Genomic DNA, 17,430 nt, shown 5'->3' with positions numbered 1-17,430 from the left:
GCGACATGGAACATCGCAGCCAGGCCGAGTCGGCGCTGGGCGGGGCGGCGTACGGCATGCTGTTCGTGCTGGGCGTCGTCATGGGGGTCGTGGGCGGCTTCACGCATGCGGCGTGGGAGCTCGGGTCCGTCCCGGGTGCGGCGATCTTGTGGGTGCTGGCGTTGTTCGGGGTGTGCCTGGGGGCGGGCAAGCTGATGCGGGGCAAGCTCGGGGCTTTCATGGCGGCGGTCGGGTGGTTGCTGGTGACGATGCCGTTCACGCTGAAGCTGAGCGCGGGTGATCTGGTGATCGCCGATGGCCTGCCCGGATACGTGTATCTGTACGGAGGGTTGGCGGCCATTGTGGCGGCCTATTTGCTTTCGCCCTCGTCAGAGGGGGGATCGTGGCTCTTGCATGGGTACCCTCCGAAGAACTCTATGTAGAGGCATAAAGTAGCGTTCGTGCATTCCATCGAGCGGCCCGTGGACCCTGGGACGTACCGCAAGGTCGTCGGCCGCTTCGCCACTGGAGTCGCGATCGTTACCACCAGGCTGGGCGATGTCGATCATGCGATGACGGTGAATTCGTTCACCTCTGTCTCCCTTGATCCGCTCCTTGTGCTGTTCTGCGCGGAGAAGGTGGCCCGGTTCCATGACGCGGTGCTGGAGGCGGGGGTGTGGGGGGTCTCCGTGCTGCCCGCCTCGATGGAGGACGCCTCGCGCTTCTTCGCCCACCGGGGCCGGCCGTTGAACGGGCAGCTCGCGCGGTGGCCGCATCACCTGGGGGAGTCGGGGGTGGCGTTGTTCGACGGGGCCCTGGCGACGGTGGAGTGCGTGACGACGGCGGTGCACGACGGTGGGGACCATTCGATCGTGGTGGGCGAGGTGACGGCCCTGGACACGCCTTCGGACGGGGCGCCGCTTCTGTACCACGAAGGGCAGTACAAGACCCTCTAAGCCGATTTCAGCGCGGCCTTCCGGCGGGCCCGGGTGCTCCGCGTGCTCCGTGGATTCGGGTGTCCCGCGTCCTCCATGGGCTCGGGTGCGTGCGGACGCTCGCCGGCGTGGGCGTGGGCGTGGGCGTGGGCATGAGGCGGGCCAGGCGCCTGGCCTGGCCCGCTCACTTGCTCGCCTCCCCTGCCGCTACTGGGTGGTGGCGCTGGGGGATTCCGACGGCGTGGTGGTCGGTGTCTCCGTCGGGACGCTGGTGTCGGTCGGCGTCGCCGTGTCCGTCGGCGTCTCGGAGGGGAGCTCTGTCGGTGTCTCCTCCGCCGGCGGCGGACAGGTGGGGATGCCGGGCGCGCTCTCCGTCGGCGTCACGGACTCCGTCGGGGTCGTGGTGGGTGTCTCGGATGGGGTCGTGGTCGGGGTTTCGGTCGGGGTTTCCGTGGGAGTTCCGGTCGCGCTGTCAGTCAGGGTCGGAGTCGGGGCCGGCGTGTCGGTGACCGGCGGGGACTCCGTGCCCGTGGCGGGCGCGGACTCCGTGCCCGTGGCGGTGGGCGTTCCCGTGTCCGTCGGAACGGTCGTCGGCGGAGGGGTCTCCGTCGGGACGGTCGTCGGCGGAGGGGTCTCCGTCGGCTCGACGCTCGGCTGACAGGTGAACGTCACCGTCTGCGTGACCGTCGGCCCGGGCTCGGTGACCGTGACCTGCTCCTTCACCGTCACCGTCGGGAGGGGTATCAGGCTGACCGCCGGTTTGCCCCTTTTCTTGTACGTGCCCCAGCCGAGCCGCTTCGTGGACTCTCCCGAGCCCTCGGTCACCGGGAGGTCGACACTGGTCGTCTTGCAGGATCTGCCCTTGCACACGCGCTGCTTGATCGAGAAGAGAGCAGCTTGTGCGTCTGTGATCGATACATTCAGGTAGGAGACGCCTCGCCTCTTGACTACCTTCGTCGTGGCGGTGTACTCCCCGATCGTGGGAGTCTCCGCGGGTGCCGGACTCGTGGGCGGGACGGTGGTTAACGCCACTTCTGCGCCTAGAGCGCCTGGTCGGTTGTCAGTGGATCGTAGGGGATCGGTTGCTGACGTCTGGGTGATCGCGACTCCGCCGGCTCCTGTCAGTGCGACGGTGCCGAGCAGCGCGCCCAGGATGGAGAATCTCATAATCCTGCTCTTGTGGGAGATTTCAGGACGGGGATCATTATTCCGACTTGTCAAGATTGGTCAAGACTGAATCGCATGGACAGGCGCTTCCGGTTCCGGCGCGCGGCGAACTACGCCAACCTCGCCACGCCGCTCGGTTTGCTGATCTCGATCATCGGTGGCGCGACCAGGACCCCCGGCCCCAACGGGCTCATCCTGGCCTTCGGCTACCGCTACCGCTTCCCCATCGCGGGGGCGTTCACCGTGGGAAACGTCGTCCTGACCAGGTGGGACTCGCTCCCCGATCGCCTCATCCTCCACGAGGGCCGGCACGCTACCCAGTGGGCCTGGTGCGTGGGGCTCCCCATGCTGCCGCTCTACCTGCTGTCGATGCTCATGTCGGTGATGGTCTGCGGCAACCAGGCTTCGTACAACTTCTTCGAGCGCCTGGCCGACCTGGAGGACGGCGGCTACCCCCGCGCCCCGCTGTGGTGGCGACGGCGGAGCGGCGGCGAGTGAGGCCGGTGTCAGGTGGGCGATCCCTGCGATGCGGGAGCGCGTCTTGACGAGCCTTTCAGCCGGCCCAGCATGAGCGAGGCGATGGCCAGGCCGGAGACGGCGCCGGCGCAGAGGACGGAGGCGGTGGACGGGGACACGGGCTCGATGCCTGCCAGGGCGAGGGCCGAGACGGCGGTGGCGGTGGCCACGTAGAGCCAGGTGGCCAGGCGGATCCAGCGGACGCGGGAGTCCTCCGAAGGCAGCGTGCGGGCGAGGAGCCAGGACAGGGCCGGCAGGAGGAGGACGCCGTGCATGAAGATCGCGTGGGCGGGCTTCAGGGCGGTGGCCACCGTGTACGCGAGCTCCTGATTCCCGGTCATCACCTCGACGACGCCACGGGCGATCATGACGGCGCCGAACGCCATGGCGGCCAGGAGCGTGGCGAAGCCCGCGCGTACGGCCAGGCGCATGCTCGGGGCGAGGCCTGGATCGGCGCGGAACGCGGCGATCGTCATGGCGATCCCGATGGCGACGAGGACGCCGCCGCCTGCCGCCAGGGTCCTCGCGACGGCCGTGTCGAAGGCGGTCTCCATGTTGAAGTGGGACGGGACGCCCCGCCACGCCTGGAGGGTGATCAGGGCCACCTCCAGCGTCGACGCCACCGCGAAGGCGCCGACCAGGAGTGAACGGGCGCGGAGCCGTACGAACTGGGCGACCCAGGTGAGGGTCAGCACGCTCAGCCCGAACGACACGCCGAACGTGAACGGCTTGCGCCACGACACCGCGCCCTCCCACGGTCCGCCGTCCACGACGAACACGCCCAGGTGAACGAGGCCCGCGAGCACCAGCAGGACTCCGATGAGGTACCAGAGGCGATTCATGCCGCCATGGTGACAAGGCGGCGGGGGCCGGCGCGTCGGCCCAGGGTTTGGATCGCCTCTACAACGCTGGTCGTACGACGAGGGTGATCAGGGGGTGAGCTTGAGGGTGTGGACGGCCGCCTTCTTGACCGACTCGGGCTTCCCGTACATCGGCAGCAGGTCGCCCTTGGCCCAGGCCTCCGCCTGATCCCAGTAGTTGTCGTGGAAGGCGTGCCCGGAGGCGCCCGTCAGGTTGATCCATCGGGACTTGTCGGTGTCCGACAGGTCGACGATCATGCGCATCGACGGGACGGCGGTGATCTCGTACCCCTTCTGGACGTTCCAACCCGTGGCGTTCACGGCGTCCTTGCCCCCCGCCACGGCCAGCGGCCCGCGGTTGAACAGGGCCTCCACCGGAGCTATCCCCGAGGTCCCCAGCGAGCCGTTGACCAGCTCCAACCGGTGCAGGTCACCCCAGCGCCAGGACTTGACCTCCGGCCCGAGCCGGTCCGACAGCTCCTGGTACGCCGAGGCGAGCGCCTGGCGGAGGATGTCGTCGCGGGTCTCCTTGAGGTTCTTGGTGGTCACGTCGTCCCAGAAGGGGTCGTCCGGAGCGTCGAGCAGGCGTCTGACGACCTCGTACCAGCGGTCCCCTCCGGCGGGGCGCGCCGCCTCGGGCAGGTCGTCGTTGAACGTCAGCGTGAGCACCTGCCGCCACACCGCGTTGAAGTAGGCGGCGGCGGTGGAGTCGAGGCCCTGCATGCGGTCCCACGTCTTCAGCAACTGCCTGGCCTCGCCGCTGGGCCCCGCCAGGTCCACCTGCATCAGGGCCGGGACCAGCGTCTCGGCGAAGCCGTTGTACGTGTCCTGCTGGATCGCCGACATGGTCGCCGCGTCGATCGGGCCCTTCTTGAGCGCTTCCTTGATGCGGTCGCGGATGCGTTCGGAGCGGTAGCCGTGCGCCCAGTCCTTGGTCAGCAGGGGTTTGTACCGCTTGGGGTCGATGACGGCGTTGTTCGCCGTGACGATGAACCCGTCGGCCGGGTTCTCCACGGAAGGTAACTGGTCGTACGGGATGGGGGCGGTCATCCAGTCGTACTCGCCCGTCCATCCCGGGACGGGCCAGGTGCCGTCACCCTTGGCGCGTACGGGGATGCGCCCGGGAGCCTGGTAGCCGATCTTGCCCGAGGTGTCGGCGTAGATCAGGTTCTGGGACGGCACGTCGAACAGCGCCGCCGCGGCCCTGAACTCCTGCCAGTCGCCCGCCTTGTTCAGCGCGAAGATGGCGTCGGCCGTCCGGCCCGGCGTCAGCGCCGTCCACTGCAGCGCCACCGCGTTGGCCTCGCCGCTGGGTTTGGCGCTGCCGATGACGTCGTTGATCAGCGGCCCGTGCCGGGTGCTCCTGACCGTGATCGTGACCGGGGCGCCGCCCGCGACCTTGATCTGCTCCTTCCTGGTCTCCAGCTTCACCTGCTGGCCCTTGTACAGGTACGTGTCGCCCTGCACCTGCTCCAGGAAGAGGTCGGCCACGTCGGGGCCCAGGTTGGTGAAGCCCCATGCGATCTTGTCCGTGCGCCCGATGACCACACCTGGAACGCCCGAGAACGTGAACCCGGTCACGTCGTACGGACACGCCTGCGTGATCTTCCTGCAGTGCAGCCCCGCCTGGTACCAGACGGAGGGCATCTGCGGCGAAAGGTGCGGGTCGTTGGCCAGCAGCGGCTTGCCGCTCTTGGTGTACTCGCCGGAGACCACCCACGAGTTGGACCCGATGCCCTCGCGGTCCTCCGTGCCCATCGTGCTCGGTACGGCGTCCAGGGTCCTGGCGGCCTGGGCGATCGCGCGGCCGGCGCGCTGCTGGGGCTCCGCGTTCTGGTTGAAGCGCCCCTGGTCGATGGTGCCCTCGGTGACGATCGGGCTGTGGCGGTCGTACGGGTAGCCGGGGTAGAGCTGTTCGACGCGCTCCTTGGGCAGCTCGGTCAGCGCCAGCGCGCGGTCGATCTCGTCCTCCATGTTGGAACGCAGGTCCCAGGCCATGGCCTTCAGCCAGGCCACGGAGTCGGCCGCGCTCCACTTCTCCGGCTGGTAGCCGCCGTTCTGGATCTTCAGGATGGAGTACTCGAGGCTGCGGTCTGAGGCGTTGGGGTTGGCGCTGAGCCAGGCGTTCACGCCTCGCGCGTACGCGTCCATGTAGTCCCGGGTCTCCTGGGACAGTTCGGGCAGCTCCTCCTCGGCGACCTTGCGCCAGCCCATGGTCCTGATGGCCTTGTCGTTCTCGAGGGTGGCCTTGCCGTAGAGCTCCGAAAGGCGGCCGGAGGTCAGGTGGCGGCGGAAGTCCATCTCGTAGAAGCGGTCCTGGGCGTGGACGAACCCCTGAGCCGTGAACAGGTCCGCTGCGGTGTCGGCGTAGATGTGCGGGATTCCGTATTTATCACGATAAATCTCCACATTCCCGGTTAGGCCCGGCAGCCGCAGTGATCCGTCCACCTGCGGGAACGACTTCCGCACCGTGTAGACGAGGACCCCTGCCAGTACCAGGACCAGCGCGAGCACTACGGACAGCACCCGAGCGAACCACCGCAACGAACGCGGCATCCACGCATAGGGCCTCACCGACACCTCCATCTCCGCCGAACTGGCACTAAGTCTGTCAGTCCGGGATCACTCCTCCGGCCGCCTTCCCGAACCCTGGCAGAGGACTTTGAGCCGCCCGGCTACGGGCGATCACCCCTCCCTCACTCGCCGCGCCCGGCCGGGGGCGGCGTGCGCGTTGCGCCGGGTCCCGGTGCGGGCGGGCTGGGCGTCGCAGGGTTGCGCCGGGCCGCGGTGTGGTGGGTTGACTGGCCTTCGTCCGCGTTGCGCCGGGCCGGGCCGTTCCGCTCCTCGCCGACCCGGCGCCAGTGGGGTGAGGCGGGGGACGCGGCCGTACGGGGAGAGGGCGGTGTGGGCGGGTGGCGCCGCGCCGGTGCGGCGTACGCGGGGATGGACGGCGCGGTAGCGGAGGGCGCACGCGGCGATGCACGGCGCGGTAGCGGAGGGCAGGGAGGGGCGCTCCCTCGTAAGAGTGAGGGAGAAATCGATCGCACCGGCGATCCGCGGCGGCAGCGCTGATCGACAGGATGGGCGCATTCCACCAGCGCCCCCTCCCTTGGAGACACTCCGATGAAGCTGTCAGCCGCCTGCCTCGCCCTGGCCACCCTCCTCGTGGCCACGCCCGCTCAAGCAGCCGCCACGACTCCGGCTCCCACGCCGAGTACGTGCCCGCCACCGGCCGTGGTCCAGCCCGATCCCACCGCGCCGGTCCCTCCCGTCAACGCCCCCGCGCTGGAGCAGTCCATCAAGGACCTGCCCGCGGCCGACGCCACCGCCGCGATCGTCCGGGTGGGCGGAACGAAGGGCTCGTGGCGGGGCGTGACCGGCGTGGCCGACCTCACCACCCGGCGCGAGGCCTCCGCACACGTACGGTTCCGGGCGGGCAGCGTGACCAAGATGTTCACCACCGCGGTCGTGCTGCAGCTCGTGGCCGAGGGCAAGATCTCACTCGACGGAGCCGTCCAGGACCACCTGCCCGGCCTGCTGCCCGACTCCTACCCCGAGGTCCGCGTCGGCCAGCTGCTCAACCACACCAGCGGGCTGCCGTCGCCCGACCTGCCCGGTACGTTCGACTGGATCTACCGGACCCGGTTCAGGACCTGGACGCCGGAGGAGTACGTCGGGCTGGCCGTGCGCAACCCGATCGAGTTCACGCCCGGCACCAGGCAGCACTACCTCAACACCAACACGTTCGTGGCCGGCCTGCTGATCGAGAAGATCACCGGGCGCTCGTACGAGCACGAGGTCACGTCCAGGATCCTGCGCCCGCTCGGCATGCGGGACAGCTACCTGCCCGGCACCTCGCCCCGCATCCGCGGCCCGCACCACAAGGGCTACCAGTCCGTGCCCGCGGGCTTCGACGGCGCCATCGCCTACGGCGCGGGCCACGTGGTCGACATGACCGAGACCAGCGTCACCTCGACCTGGGCCTCGGGCGATCTCATCTCCACCGCAGCGGACCTGGAGAAGTTCGTCAAGGCGCTGTTCTCGGGGAAGGTCGTGCCGCCCGCGCGACTGGAGCCGATGTTCACGGTCCCGGACGTGACGATGTACGACGAGTGCGGCAACCAGCCGGCCGTCTACACCTCGGGCATGACGCGGCTCGTGCTGCCGGGCGGGATCGTCGCCTACGGCAAGACCGGCGCCCGCTACGGCTACGCCGCCGGTGTCGGCGCGACCCGCGACCTGAGCCGGACCCTCGTCTACTCGGTCAACTCCACCGACGCCAAGGCATCCGGCAAGAACGACAGAACGCTGCGCATCGCCCTGGCCGCCTTCTCCCGGCCAGCCGGCGCGTGACGCGTCTTGCGCGCGTGCCCGGGCGGGTGGGGTCAGGTCCAGGTCTGGCCGTCGGGGGTGTCCGCGACGCGTACCCCCATCTCCGCCAGCTCCTCCCGGAGCCGGTCCGCCTCCTCCCAGTCCCGAGCGTCCCGGGCACGGGAGCGCGCCTCCAAGAGCTCCCCGGCCCCGGGAGGCAGCGCCCGCGCCTTGCCGATCTCCGTCGAGAGGTCGAGCCCCAGCACCTGGTCCAGATGCAGGAACGTCTCGAACTTGGCCCCGGGCGCGACGGACTCGTCGCGTTCGAGGTCCCGGAGGACCAGCAGCGCGGACGGCGTGTCCAGGTCGTCGGAGAAGGCGGCCTCGACCCGTTCGGCATAGTCCGCGGCCATCGGCGCGCTGGGCGACTCCGACCATTCGGCCACCCGGGCGCGCCACCGCCGCACCGTGCGGTCGGCGGCTCGCAGGGTGTCCCACGTCAGGTTGAGCTGCTGCCGGTAGCGGTGCTCCAGGAACGCCATGCGTACGGCGAGCGGGTCGAGCCCGGCCGCGACCACGTCCGAGAGCAGCACCACGTTCCCCGTGGACTTGGCCATCTTGCGGCCGTCGAACAGCAGGTGCTCGCCGTGCACCCAGTGCCGCACCACCTCGTGCCCGGTCGCCGAGTCGGACTGGGCCCGCTCGTCCTCATGGTGCGGGAAACGAAGGTCGATCCCGCCGACATGGAGCTCGAAGCTGGAGCCGAGGAAGCGGAGCGACATGGCCGAGCATTCCACGTGCCACCCGGGGAAGCCGCGGCCCCAGGGTGAGTCCCACGTCAGGTCTCCCGTGGAGGGCTTCCACAGCGCCCAGTCGGCGTGGAAGCGCTTGCGCGGGTCGACGGCGTCGATGCGGTGGGCGGGCCTGAGCGAATCCAGGCGATTTCCCGAAATTTCGCCGTAGGTGGGGAAGGTCTGGACGTCGAAGAACACCGACCCGTCCGGCACCTCGTACGCGTGCCCCCGCTCGACCAGCTTGGCGATCAGCTCGATCATCAGGTCGACGGTCTCGCTCGCCCGGGGCGTGTGCTCCGGCGGGCGGAGGTTGAGCGCCGAGGTGTCGTTCCTGAAGGCGTCCTCGTAGAAGCGGGCGAGCTCGCCCACCGAGCGCCCCTCCGTCCGCGCCTGCTCCAGGACCTTGTCGGAGCCGGAGTCGGTCAGGTGGCCCACGTCGGTGATGTTCTGGCAGGCCAGCACGCGTACCCGCCGTCGTTCGAGCACCCGCCTGATCAGGTCGGACAGCAGGTACGTGCGGAGGTTGCCCACGTGCGCGTGGCGGTAGACGGTCGGCCCGCACGTGTACATGCGCACCGCCCGTCCCGCGGCGATCTCCTCGACCTGCCGGGCACGCGTGTCGTAGATCCGGAGCATCCTCCGAGCCTAGCCGCGTCAGCCCCCGAGGAAGCCGAGGATGTCCCGGTCGCCGCGCTCGCGCAGCCTGCCCAGCACTTCCTCGCGCGCGGCCGTGTCGGGCATCCCGATCCTGGCCCCGATCAGCCGCAGCCCCTCCAGCTCAGAGCTGACGGGGGCGGTGTAGCCGATGAGGTAGAGGGCGCGGTTGACGGGCGGCATCCCGACCGGCGCGGCCGGCAGGTAGCGGGTCAGCAGCTCGCCCCCGTCCGACACGGTCAGGAACACGTGGTCGCCCTCGCTCGCCTTGAAGTCGGCCAGCACGTTGCGGATCGACCCCATGGTCGGCTGGTTGTGCCAGCTGATCACCACGTCCCCGGACGGGGTGGAGGCGGTGAGCTGCCCGCCCGGCGCCATCCCCAGGTACGCCGCGAACCCGGTGGGCAGCGGCGAACCGGACCCGCGCAGGTGCTCGGCGTTGACGTCCACCCGGTGCCACCAGCGGCCGTCGCGGGAGCGGAAGCTGCGCCGCGTCTCCGAGACGTCCTTGCGCGGCTGGTACGGCTCCGCCTCCCCGGTCGGCGAGGTGCCGGCCACCCGGATCCAGCCCCGTTGCGTCCGCTCGAAGCCCGGCCCGCCCGAGTAGGCCCGCACCGAGCTCTCGCTGACGTCGTACTTGGCGGTCAGGTTGGTGACGATCGTGCTCACCGAGGCCTCGCCCCCGGCCCGCTCGATCTCCCTGGCGATCATCTCCCTGATCCCCAGGTATTCGTCGCCGCCCCATCGCGTCAGGCCGTACTTGTTGCGGTCGACCCGGCGGAAGCGCTCGTCGGCGGTGAGCTGGTTGCGGATGCCGACCAGGCTGTAGTCCTCGCCGATGCGCTCCTGGATCTCCTCGGGCGACAGCGGCGCGCCCGCCACCGCCAGCACCGCCTCGGCCTTCTCGTTGATGCTGCGCGGCCACGGCACGACGTGCTGGCCCAGCACGCGCAGCTGCGGCACCGCCAGGATCCACCGCTCGGCCAGGTCCTCGCGCACGCCGAGCTGGGCGACCATGGCCACCGCCTCGCCGAGCGGCCGCGGCCCGTCGGTGAACAGCTGCCGCGTCTTCTCCCGGAGCTCGTCGGCCCCGCCCGCCACGAGCCATCCGTCGGACTGCTCGTAGCCGGTCAGCAGCGTACGCACGAACCGCCACGCCGGGATCCCCAGCGAGCGCAGCTCGGCCCGGTGCCACGGCACGGCGGCCTGCAGGTCGTCGGCCGGGACCGCGGAGCCGAGCCGGCCACGCAGCCAGGAGACGTGCGCGACGAGGGCGGAGGCGTCCGGCTTGCCGAGCCAGGCCTCCACGTGGTCGCGCAGGTCGCGTTCGATCTGCCGGATCCGCTCCCGCGTGACCGAGAAGCGCTGGGCCAGCTCGTCCAGCGTGGCCCGCTGCGCGGCGTAGAGCCGGTCGCGGGCGATGGCTCGCTGCCGGTCGTCCAACGCCCCGAACAGGTCGTCGATCAGCTCGGGCAGCGGCCGGTCCGGCCTGGACGGCGCGGGCGCCGTCTCGGGCGCGGGCTCGAGCAACCGCTCGAACACGCCGGTGAACAGCTTCTGCACCACGTCCTTGCCCAGCGTCTCCGGCGTCCGCTCGGCCTCGGCGGGGTCGGAGAAGCGCAGCAACGGGAGGATGTCGCCGACCATCAGATGACCCCAGCAGGCCACGGCGAGGTCGGCCAGGCGGCCGGCCACGGCCTGCGTCCCGACCATGGCGCACGCACGATCGAGGGGGATCGCCTGCCACCAGGCCTCGGGCAGCTGTGGCTCCTCCACGATCGGCGCGATCTGACCAGGGGAGGTCCATCGCAGGGGTGGCGCGAGGTCGCTCAGGCTGAGGTTCATTGACGTCCAACCGGCAAAGGGAAGATATATCCGCAGTTCAGACTATGTGATTAGAGTGACAAAAACGGGCTGCCTCTTCCGGAATGGGAGATATAGAGCATCGCACGAGCCCGCGTGCAGGCGACGAACAGTATGCTCCGTTCGCGTTGCAGGGCACGAGCCCGAGCGTCCGGATCCTCGGGCGGCGGCTCGGGCACCACGCCCTCCGCCACTCCGATGAGTGCCACCCGCTCGAATTCCAGCCCCTTGAGATGTTGGAACGTCGAGGCCCGTACGTCCAGCCCTTCCAGCGCCCGCCTGGCATCCCGCACGAGCCGCGGGTTGCGCGCGCCGACGGCGATCTCGTCCGCGGGCACGCCGTCCGCCAGCCACGACTCGACCGTGCTCCGCAGCCCGGCCAGCTCCGACTCCGGCGTCTCATAGGCCCTGACAACGGGCCGGTCGCCGTTACGCGTCGAGTGGAAGCCGTACATGTTGGTCGTGCCCTTGACCAGGCCGCTGGCCGGGCCGCCGCCGCGCAGCCGTACCACGAAGGACAGCAGCTCCTGGGGCAGCCGGTAGGAGAGCCGCAGCGTGCGCTGGACGGCGGGGATGCCGACCGCGCCGAGCGCCACCCGCGCGTCGGTGATCCGCTGGTGCGGGTCGCCGACCACGAACAGGTCGTCGTGCGCCCGCGGTACCGCCGCGCGCAGCAGCCGCCACTGCGACGGGCTGATGTCCTGCGCCTCGTCCACGACGATGTGACGGTACGGCTTGCGCCCCGGATCCACGTCGTCGAGCAGGCCGCCCGTCGCCAGGGAGAGCAGCCTGAGCGCCTCGTCCGTCAGCTGGGCCAGCGTCCGCGCCCCCGGGCCGACCAGCGCGGGGCGGCGGCCCTCGGCGTCGGCCACGATGCGCAGGGCCAGGCGTTCGGTGTTGCCGACCTCGACCCGCTTGCGGAGCACCTCGTCCTCGATCAGCAGGTCCAGCTTGGCCGACAGGTCCTCGGCCAGCGCCTGGGAGAACGTCACGAGCAGGACGGGCCCCGACCCGTGCGCGGCCAGGTGGGCCGCCCGCTGCAGGGCGACGACCGTCTTGCCGGTGCCCGCCCCGCCCACGACCAGCACCGGCTGTTCGAAGCGGGCGGCCCTGGCCAGCCGGTGCTGCGGCGGGTCGAGAAACGTGCACCAGGAAGGCGCACCGAGCACCCGGTCCAGCTCCACCTTGTCGGCGACGAACACCGCCCGGTCGGGGCTGCGGCGCAGCGCCGCGTGCAGGTCGTCGGGGTCGATCGGCCCCGTCTCGTCGTCGGACGCGCGCCAGGCGTCCAGCTCCCGCCACGCCTCGGCGAGCGTGCCGCCACGGGCCAGCACGGCGAGCGGGACGTGCTGGGTCGGCGGGAGCAGCGGTTCGAGGGCGGCCACGTCGGCCTCGGTCGTGATCAGCCTGAACAGCGGCAGCGCGTGCACGTCCAGGCCGAGCCCCATCAGATCGCCGTCGCAGATCGGGTCGAACAGCCGGGACGATCTGGCCGAACGGCGTAATGCGGGCTCGACGCGCTCGAGCGCCTCGGCGTCCCACTCCTCGACCGCGCCGATCACCGGGTTGACCCCGAACCTGAAGCGCCGCGCGTATGACCAGGCCTCGGGGTCGGGCAGCACCGTACGCAGCCAGTACACGTCCCGCTGCCGCACCACCACCCCGCGATGGCCCTCGGCCAGCCGCAGTGTCGCGACCCGCGGATCCCGGCCGCCCCTGACCCGCTCGGGGTGCGGGGCGCCGGCCACGTTCAGCAGGAACCGGCGCAGCGCGACCACGGCGTCCCTGCGCACCGGCTGAGCCAGTGCGCGGAGCTCCCCGGGAAACTCCGGGCCGATCGCGAGCCGCGGCACCGGCTCAGTCCAGGAGGGCGAGCAGGTCGCGGTCCCCGCGCTCGCGGAGCCTGGTGAGCAGGTCAGGGAGCGCGACCGGTCCTGTCATGCCGATCCTGGTGGCGATCACCCTGGCAGCCTGATCTCGGGTGCCGCCCGGGGCCGTGTACCCGACCAGCCTGAGCGCCTTGGTGATCTTCTCGGCGCCCTGCGCGGCGACCGGGAGGTGCCGAGCCCTGAGCACGCCTTCGTCCGACAGCGTCAGGAACAGGTGCCCGCCCTCTCGCGCGCCCACGTCCACGAGGAGGCGTTCGATGGATTCGAGCACCGGCCGGCCGTGCCACGTCATGGTCAGCTCGCCCGCGGCGCTCCTGACCGTCCGGCTCTCGCCGGGGGACAGGCCCAGGTACGAGGCGAACCCCGTCGGCAGCGCGCACTCGCCGCCGGCCAGCTGCTCGGCCGTCACGTCGATGCGCAGCCACCAGCGCCCGTCGGGCTGCCTGAAGCAGCGCCTGGTCTGCGAGACGTCCTTCAGCGGCTGGTACGGCTTGTGCTCGCCGTCGCCGTTGGCCTCCTCCACCGGCGGGGCGGCCGGGGTGAACGCCTGGAACTGGGGCGGGCCCGGGGGAGGCGGCGGCGGCATCGGGGGCGCGCCGAACGCCGACTGCGGCTGCAACTGGGGCTGCGGCTGCGGTGACAGCGTCGCCAGCACGAACTGCCAGGCCGGGACCTCCAGGGCGCGGATCTCCACGTTGTGCCAGTCGGCCGCGCCGATGAGCTGCTCCTTGTGGGCGGCCGGGCCCAGGGTCCTGCGCAGCTCCTCCAGATGGGCCCGGTACGGGGCCGCCTCCTCGCTGGCCAGCCAGTGGTCGAGGCGGGTACGGAGCTCGTCCTCGGTGGCGGAGATCTCGGCCGGGGGGACGGCGAAGAGCTTGGCCAGCTGGTCCACGGCGGAGGGCTCGTCGGTGAAGACGCGGTTCTGGGCGACGGCCCAGCTCTTGTCGTCGAGCCCGGCGAACGCGGCCTCGATGAGGTCGGGCAGCGGCTGCCCCTGCTCCGGGGCGGGCTCCTGCTCGGAGGCGATCGCCTGGGCGGGCTCCGGCCCGGGCGCCTCGGCCCCGTCCGGGGCGGGGGCCTCGTGCGCGTTCCCGGCCTCCTGGTCCGCCGCCTCTTCCAGGGCAGCTGCCTCCTGGGCGGCCGGTTCGGGGGCGGGCTCCTCGGCGGCGTCGAGCACGGGCTGAGGCTCGGGCTCGCGCGCCTCGTCGGCGACCGGCTCGGCGTCGGCGTCCAGCACCGGCTCGGCGCCCTCGGACGCGCCCTGCTGCGAAGCGACGGCCTCGGACTCGCCCTCGTCCGAAGCGACAGCCTCGGGTGCTACAGCCTCGGGAGCAGCGGCCTCGGGAGCGGCGGCCTCGGGCTCGCCCTCCGAGGGAGCGACAGCCTCGGGCTCGCCTTCGTGGGAAGCGACAGCCTCGGAGCTGTCCTCCTGGGGAGCGGCGGTCTCGAGGACGTCGTCCTGGGGAGCGGCGCTCTGGAGGACGTCCTCGTGCGACGCGGCGGCCTCGGGCTCGTCCTCCTGGGGAGCGGCGGCCTCGTGGGAGGCCCCGGCCGCCTCGTCCGCCGGGTGCCCGTCCTCGACGGCGTGCGGGGCCTCGGCGGGTTCGGGAGCGGCCGCGCCCTCGTCGGGCTCGGGATCGTCGATCACCGACCCGGCGGGGACGAAGTGGGCTGCGGGCTCGGGGTCGTCGATCACCGACCCGACGGCGGCGAACCTGACCACGGGGTCGGGCTCCTCGACCGGCTCCTCGGCGATGGGCTCAGGCTCGGCGACGGGCTCAGGCTCGGCCACGGACACCGGCTCGGCCACGGACACCGGCTCGGCCACGGACACCGGCTCGGCCACGGACACCGGCTCGAGCACGGCCTCAGGCCCGGCCACGGGCTCCGGCTCGGGCACCGCGGCGTGCCGGTGCTCGGCCTGCGCCGCCTGCTCGCTCGCCACGGCAACCGGCGCCGGCAGCGCGGGCTGCGCCACCCGCGGGTGCGCCAGATGTACGAGGACCGCCGAGAACAGGGTGTTCAGCACCGGCCGCGCCTGGATGAAGGGCTGGTCCACCAGCTCCCTGCTGGTCAGCGCCAGCAGCCCGGCCCACGATCCGGCACGGTCGAGGGCGATCGCGACGGCGGGCTCGTCGGCCTCGTCGGGATCCAGCACGTGCAGCGCCGGCAGGACGTCACCCACCGCCGCCGCGGGCCAGTGCTCCAGGGCGATCTCCGTCAGCAGCTCGCCCAGCGACTCGGGGCCGATGGCCGCCAGGACGCGTGGCATGGGCATGCTGCGCCACCACGCGTCGGGCAGCTCCGGCTGCCCCGTGAGCAGCGTGATCGTCGTGGCGTCGCTCCACCTCAACGGTGGTACGAGGTCGCTCAGGCAGAAGTTCATCCCGTTCCGTTCACCAGCCCCTCACGCCGCCGCAGCGGTGCAGCCATAATCTCGCCGCCCACGGAACAGACCATAGTCCGGCAAATCAGCCCTACGCATCATGTACAACGCATCAACGCCGAACAGCGGCAAAGCGTAGACGTACGTAGTCAGCCATCCAGCCAGTCTCCCTGCGAAGGGCGGGCGCGGCCAACTCGTTCACGCGACGAAGCAGGGGCTCCACGATCTCCGGCGGGAGCCCTTCGAGCACCGACGAGGCGAACATGCGCACCCAGTCGGCGGCCCCGCCGGGGCACTCGTCCAGGGGGGTCGGCCGGTCGAAGTACTCCAGCAGCCTGACCACGAAGCCCTCCTGCTCGAGGCGGCGGGCGTACTCGGCAGGCGAGGGGAAGTACCACGGCAGGTCGGGTTCGCGCAGGCCGTACTCGCGCCAGGCCGTCAGCATCGCGGCGGTCAGCTCGGCGCAGTTGCCCGCCCCGCCCATTTCGGCGACGAAGCGCCCGCCGGGCGTCAGCGCCTCGCGCACGCTGGCGATCACCAGGTCGGGGTCGCGGCTCATCCAGTGCAGCGCCGCGTTGGAGAACACCGCGTCGTACGGGTTCACGACGTTGAAGTCGTGCCCGTCGCCGACGATGAAGTTGATGCCCGGGTACTGCGCGATGGCCTTCTCGATCATCGCGGGGGAGCCGTCGATGCCCAGCACGTCGGCGCCCCTGAAGGCGATCTGCGCGGTGAGCACGCCCGTGCCGCAGCCGAGGTCGAGCACCCGCTCACCGGGCCGCGGATCCAGCAGGTCGACCAGTGGCGCGCCCTGAGTGGAGACGTAGCCGAAGCTGCTGTCGTAGGCGCGACTGTTCCACCGCTCCAAGCTCGGTGTGTCATATCGCAAGACGCTCAGCTCACATTCGATCAGACATCGGGCCCCCGTGGCCGTGCTGTCTGCTCACTTTAGAGCCTGAACGTCCCTACGACATATCAAGTCACATCGGACTCATCCGACACTCTTCGTCCATTCCTGCCGGAGGTACGCCTTCGCCGCGTCTGCCTGCGGGATCGTCATGAGGACCGGTGGGCCCGGAGCCTTGGGAAGTTTCGCGGCCTGCTCGGCGTCCAGCGTGCCCTTCATGAGCATCGCCTGGCTGCGCGCAGGCCGGGCGAAACCCTTCTGGAAAAGGTTCTGGCCCTCGTTGGAGAACAGGAACTCCTGCCAGAGGCGGGCCGCGGCCGGGTGCGGGGCCGCCTTGTTGATGGCCTGCATGTGGTAGCCGCCGAGCGGCGCGTCCTTGGGGATCGTGACCTTCCACGCGTCGGAGTGAGCGGCGCTGCGGGCGGCGTTCAGGTGGTCCCAGGCGATGACCGTGTTGGCCTTGGTCAGGTCGGTGAGCCGCCCGGCCTGCTTGAGCTTGGCGAACAGCGCCACCCCCTGCGACGGCTGCGGCACGCCCGAGCGCATGGAGGCGGCCATCACGCCGTCGAACGCCCCGTCCGAGCGCAGCGGGTCGCCGTCGAGCGCGACCCGGTAGACGGGATTGAGCAGGTCGGCGAAGGAGGCCGGGGGCTTGACCTCGCGGGGGTCGTACCCGATGGACATGTAGCCGCCGTAGGCGGCGTACCAGGCGCCGGAGGGGTCCTTGACGTCGTCGGGCAGGTCCTGCCAGCCCTGCACCTTGTACGGGGCGAACCGGTCGGCCCCGGAGACGGCCACGTCCAGGGTCAGGTCGAAGACGTCGGGCTTGAGCTGCGAGGCGGCGTCCAGCTCACGCTTGCTACCGGCGGCCGGCTCCAGCTCGTTGACCTTGAGCCCGTACTTGTCGGCGAACGTGTCGATGATCTCGCCGTAGTTGACCCAGTCGTGGGGCAGCGCGATCACGTTGAGCTCGCCCTCGCGCTTGGCCGCCTCGACCAGCCGGTCCATGGTGGTGAAGCCGGCCTTCATGGAGCTCGCGTGGACGTTGACCGGCGGCAGGTTCTTGGGCTGGGCGGCGGTGGAGTGCGTGGACGACGCGCCGCATCCGGCGCTGGCGAGGATGGCTGCTGCGGCGGCGCAGGTACGTACGGTCACACAACGAATACTTA

The 17,430-nt window shown here is 71.0% G+C and carries 13 protein-coding genes; 4 read left to right on the top strand and 9 right to left on the bottom strand.

Translation table 11 applies throughout. The features are described from left to right. Nucleotides 1–5 precede the first annotated feature (5 nt). Together ACFKCF_RS29310 and ACFKCF_RS29305 are read left to right on the top strand one after the other, a co-directional pair. Nucleotides 6–422, top strand: coding sequence for a DUF6113 family protein (locus tag ACFKCF_RS29310; protein WP_394498481.1), 417 nt, complete (start codon nucleotides 6–8; stop codon nucleotides 420–422). Between the two features lie 18 nt (nucleotides 423–440). Continuing rightward, on the top strand, nucleotides 441–935 hold the full coding sequence (locus ACFKCF_RS29305; RefSeq protein ID WP_394498480.1) for a flavin reductase family protein: 495 nt from the start codon (nucleotides 441–443) through the stop codon (nucleotides 933–935). A 186-nt stretch (nucleotides 936–1,121) separates the two neighbouring features. Here the strand turns inward: ACFKCF_RS29305 and ACFKCF_RS29300 are convergent, their stop codons facing one another. Then, nucleotides 1,122–2,081, bottom strand: a complete 960-nt coding sequence (locus ACFKCF_RS29300; protein WP_394498479.1) for a hypothetical protein — start codon at nucleotides 2,079–2,081, stop codon at nucleotides 1,122–1,124. A 75-nt stretch (nucleotides 2,082–2,156) separates the two neighbouring features. On the opposite strand from ACFKCF_RS29300, the gene ACFKCF_RS29295 reads away from it, so the two are divergent. Further along, the gene (locus ACFKCF_RS29295) at nucleotides 2,157–2,579 is read left to right on the top strand and encodes a hypothetical protein (protein WP_394498478.1); all 423 of its coding nucleotides are present in this window, start codon (nucleotides 2,157–2,159) and stop codon (nucleotides 2,577–2,579) included. A gap of 8 nt (nucleotides 2,580–2,587) precedes the next feature. Here ACFKCF_RS29295 and ACFKCF_RS29290 read toward each other — a convergent pair whose 3' ends face one another. Both ACFKCF_RS29290 and ACFKCF_RS29285 read right to left on the bottom strand, forming a co-directional pair. Then, entirely contained in the window at nucleotides 2,588–3,439 is an 852-nt protein-coding gene (locus ACFKCF_RS29290) for a hypothetical protein (RefSeq protein WP_394498477.1), read from the bottom strand. An 87-nt stretch (nucleotides 3,440–3,526) separates the two neighbouring features. Further along, nucleotides 3,527–6,013 carry a penicillin acylase family protein gene (locus ACFKCF_RS29285; protein WP_394498556.1) on the bottom strand — a complete coding sequence of 829 codons (2,487 nt, stop codon included), beginning with the start codon at nucleotides 6,011–6,013 and terminating at the stop codon, nucleotides 3,527–3,529. 567 nt (nucleotides 6,014–6,580) lie between these two features. Here ACFKCF_RS29285 and ACFKCF_RS29280 point away from each other — a divergent pair. After that, nucleotides 6,581–7,810, top strand: coding sequence for a serine hydrolase domain-containing protein (locus ACFKCF_RS29280; protein ID WP_394498476.1), 1,230 nt, complete (start codon nucleotides 6,581–6,583; stop codon nucleotides 7,808–7,810). Nucleotides 7,811–7,842: 32 nt separating this feature from the next. Here the strand turns inward: ACFKCF_RS29280 and cysS are convergent, their stop codons facing one another. From cysS to ACFKCF_RS29250, 6 genes are all read right to left on the bottom strand, one after another. Further along, entirely contained in the window at nucleotides 7,843–9,198 is a 1,356-nt protein-coding gene (gene cysS / locus ACFKCF_RS29275; protein WP_394498475.1) for a cysteine--tRNA ligase, read from the bottom strand. Nucleotides 9,199–9,216: 18 nt separating this feature from the next. Continuing rightward, on the bottom strand, nucleotides 9,217–11,061 hold the full coding sequence (locus ACFKCF_RS29270) for a sigma factor-like helix-turn-helix DNA-binding protein (RefSeq protein ID WP_394498474.1): 1,845 nt from the start codon (nucleotides 11,059–11,061) through the stop codon (nucleotides 9,217–9,219). Nucleotides 11,062–11,111: 50 nt separating this feature from the next. After that, nucleotides 11,112–12,932 carry a UvrD-helicase domain-containing protein gene (locus ACFKCF_RS29265; protein ID WP_394498473.1) on the bottom strand — a complete coding sequence of 607 codons (1,821 nt, stop codon included), beginning with the start codon at nucleotides 12,930–12,932 and terminating at the stop codon, nucleotides 11,112–11,114. Between the two features lie 4 nt (nucleotides 12,933–12,936). Further along, nucleotides 12,937–15,354 carry a hypothetical protein gene (locus ACFKCF_RS29260; RefSeq protein ID WP_394498472.1) on the bottom strand — a complete coding sequence of 806 codons (2,418 nt, stop codon included), beginning with the start codon at nucleotides 15,352–15,354 and terminating at the stop codon, nucleotides 12,937–12,939. Nucleotides 15,355–15,466: 112 nt separating this feature from the next. Beyond that, entirely contained in the window at nucleotides 15,467–16,243 is a 777-nt protein-coding gene (locus tag ACFKCF_RS29255; protein ID WP_394498471.1) for a class I SAM-dependent methyltransferase, read from the bottom strand. A 102-nt stretch (nucleotides 16,244–16,345) separates the two neighbouring features. Further along, complete coding sequence (locus ACFKCF_RS29250; protein ID WP_394498470.1) at nucleotides 16,346–17,416, bottom strand: ABC transporter substrate-binding protein; 1,071 nt, start codon at nucleotides 17,414–17,416, stop codon at nucleotides 16,346–16,348. Nucleotides 17,417–17,430: the final 14 nt, after the last annotated feature.

This window comes from Nonomuraea sp. JJY05 (genome assembly GCF_043496855.1).
GTDB lineage: Bacteria > Actinomycetota > Actinomycetes > Streptosporangiales > Streptosporangiaceae > Nonomuraea.
The sequence above is the reverse complement of the archived record's forward strand: the minus strand, read 5'-3'. Positions and strand labels throughout refer to the sequence as shown.

What these genes read in the sequence shown, in the direction of transcription:
- ACFKCF_RS29310 (WP_394498481.1), top strand. Translation starts at nt 6, where the DNA reads ATGGAACATCGCAGCCAGGCCGAGTCGGCGCTGGGCGGGGCGGCGTAC.
- ACFKCF_RS29300 (WP_394498479.1), bottom strand. Translation starts at nt 2,081, where the DNA reads ATGAGATTCTCCATCCTGGGCGCGCTGCTCGGCACCGTCGCACTGACA.
- ACFKCF_RS29295 (WP_394498478.1), top strand. Translation starts at nt 2,157, where the DNA reads ATGGACAGGCGCTTCCGGTTCCGGCGCGCGGCGAACTACGCCAACCTC.
- ACFKCF_RS29290 (WP_394498477.1), bottom strand. Translation starts at nt 3,439, where the DNA reads ATGAATCGCCTCTGGTACCTCATCGGAGTCCTGCTGGTGCTCGCGGGC.
- ACFKCF_RS29285 (WP_394498556.1), bottom strand. Translation starts at nt 6,013, where the DNA reads ATGCCGCGTTCGTTGCGGTGGTTCGCTCGGGTGCTGTCCGTAGTGCTC.
- ACFKCF_RS29280 (WP_394498476.1), top strand. Translation starts at nt 6,581, where the DNA reads ATGAAGCTGTCAGCCGCCTGCCTCGCCCTGGCCACCCTCCTCGTGGCC.
- cysS (WP_394498475.1), bottom strand. Translation starts at nt 9,198, where the DNA reads ATGCTCCGGATCTACGACACGCGTGCCCGGCAGGTCGAGGAGATCGCC.
- ACFKCF_RS29270 (WP_394498474.1), bottom strand. Translation starts at nt 11,061, where the DNA reads ATGAACCTCAGCCTGAGCGACCTCGCGCCACCCCTGCGATGGACCTCC.
- ACFKCF_RS29260 (WP_394498472.1), bottom strand. Translation starts at nt 15,354, where the DNA reads ATGAACTTCTGCCTGAGCGACCTCGTACCACCGTTGAGGTGGAGCGAC.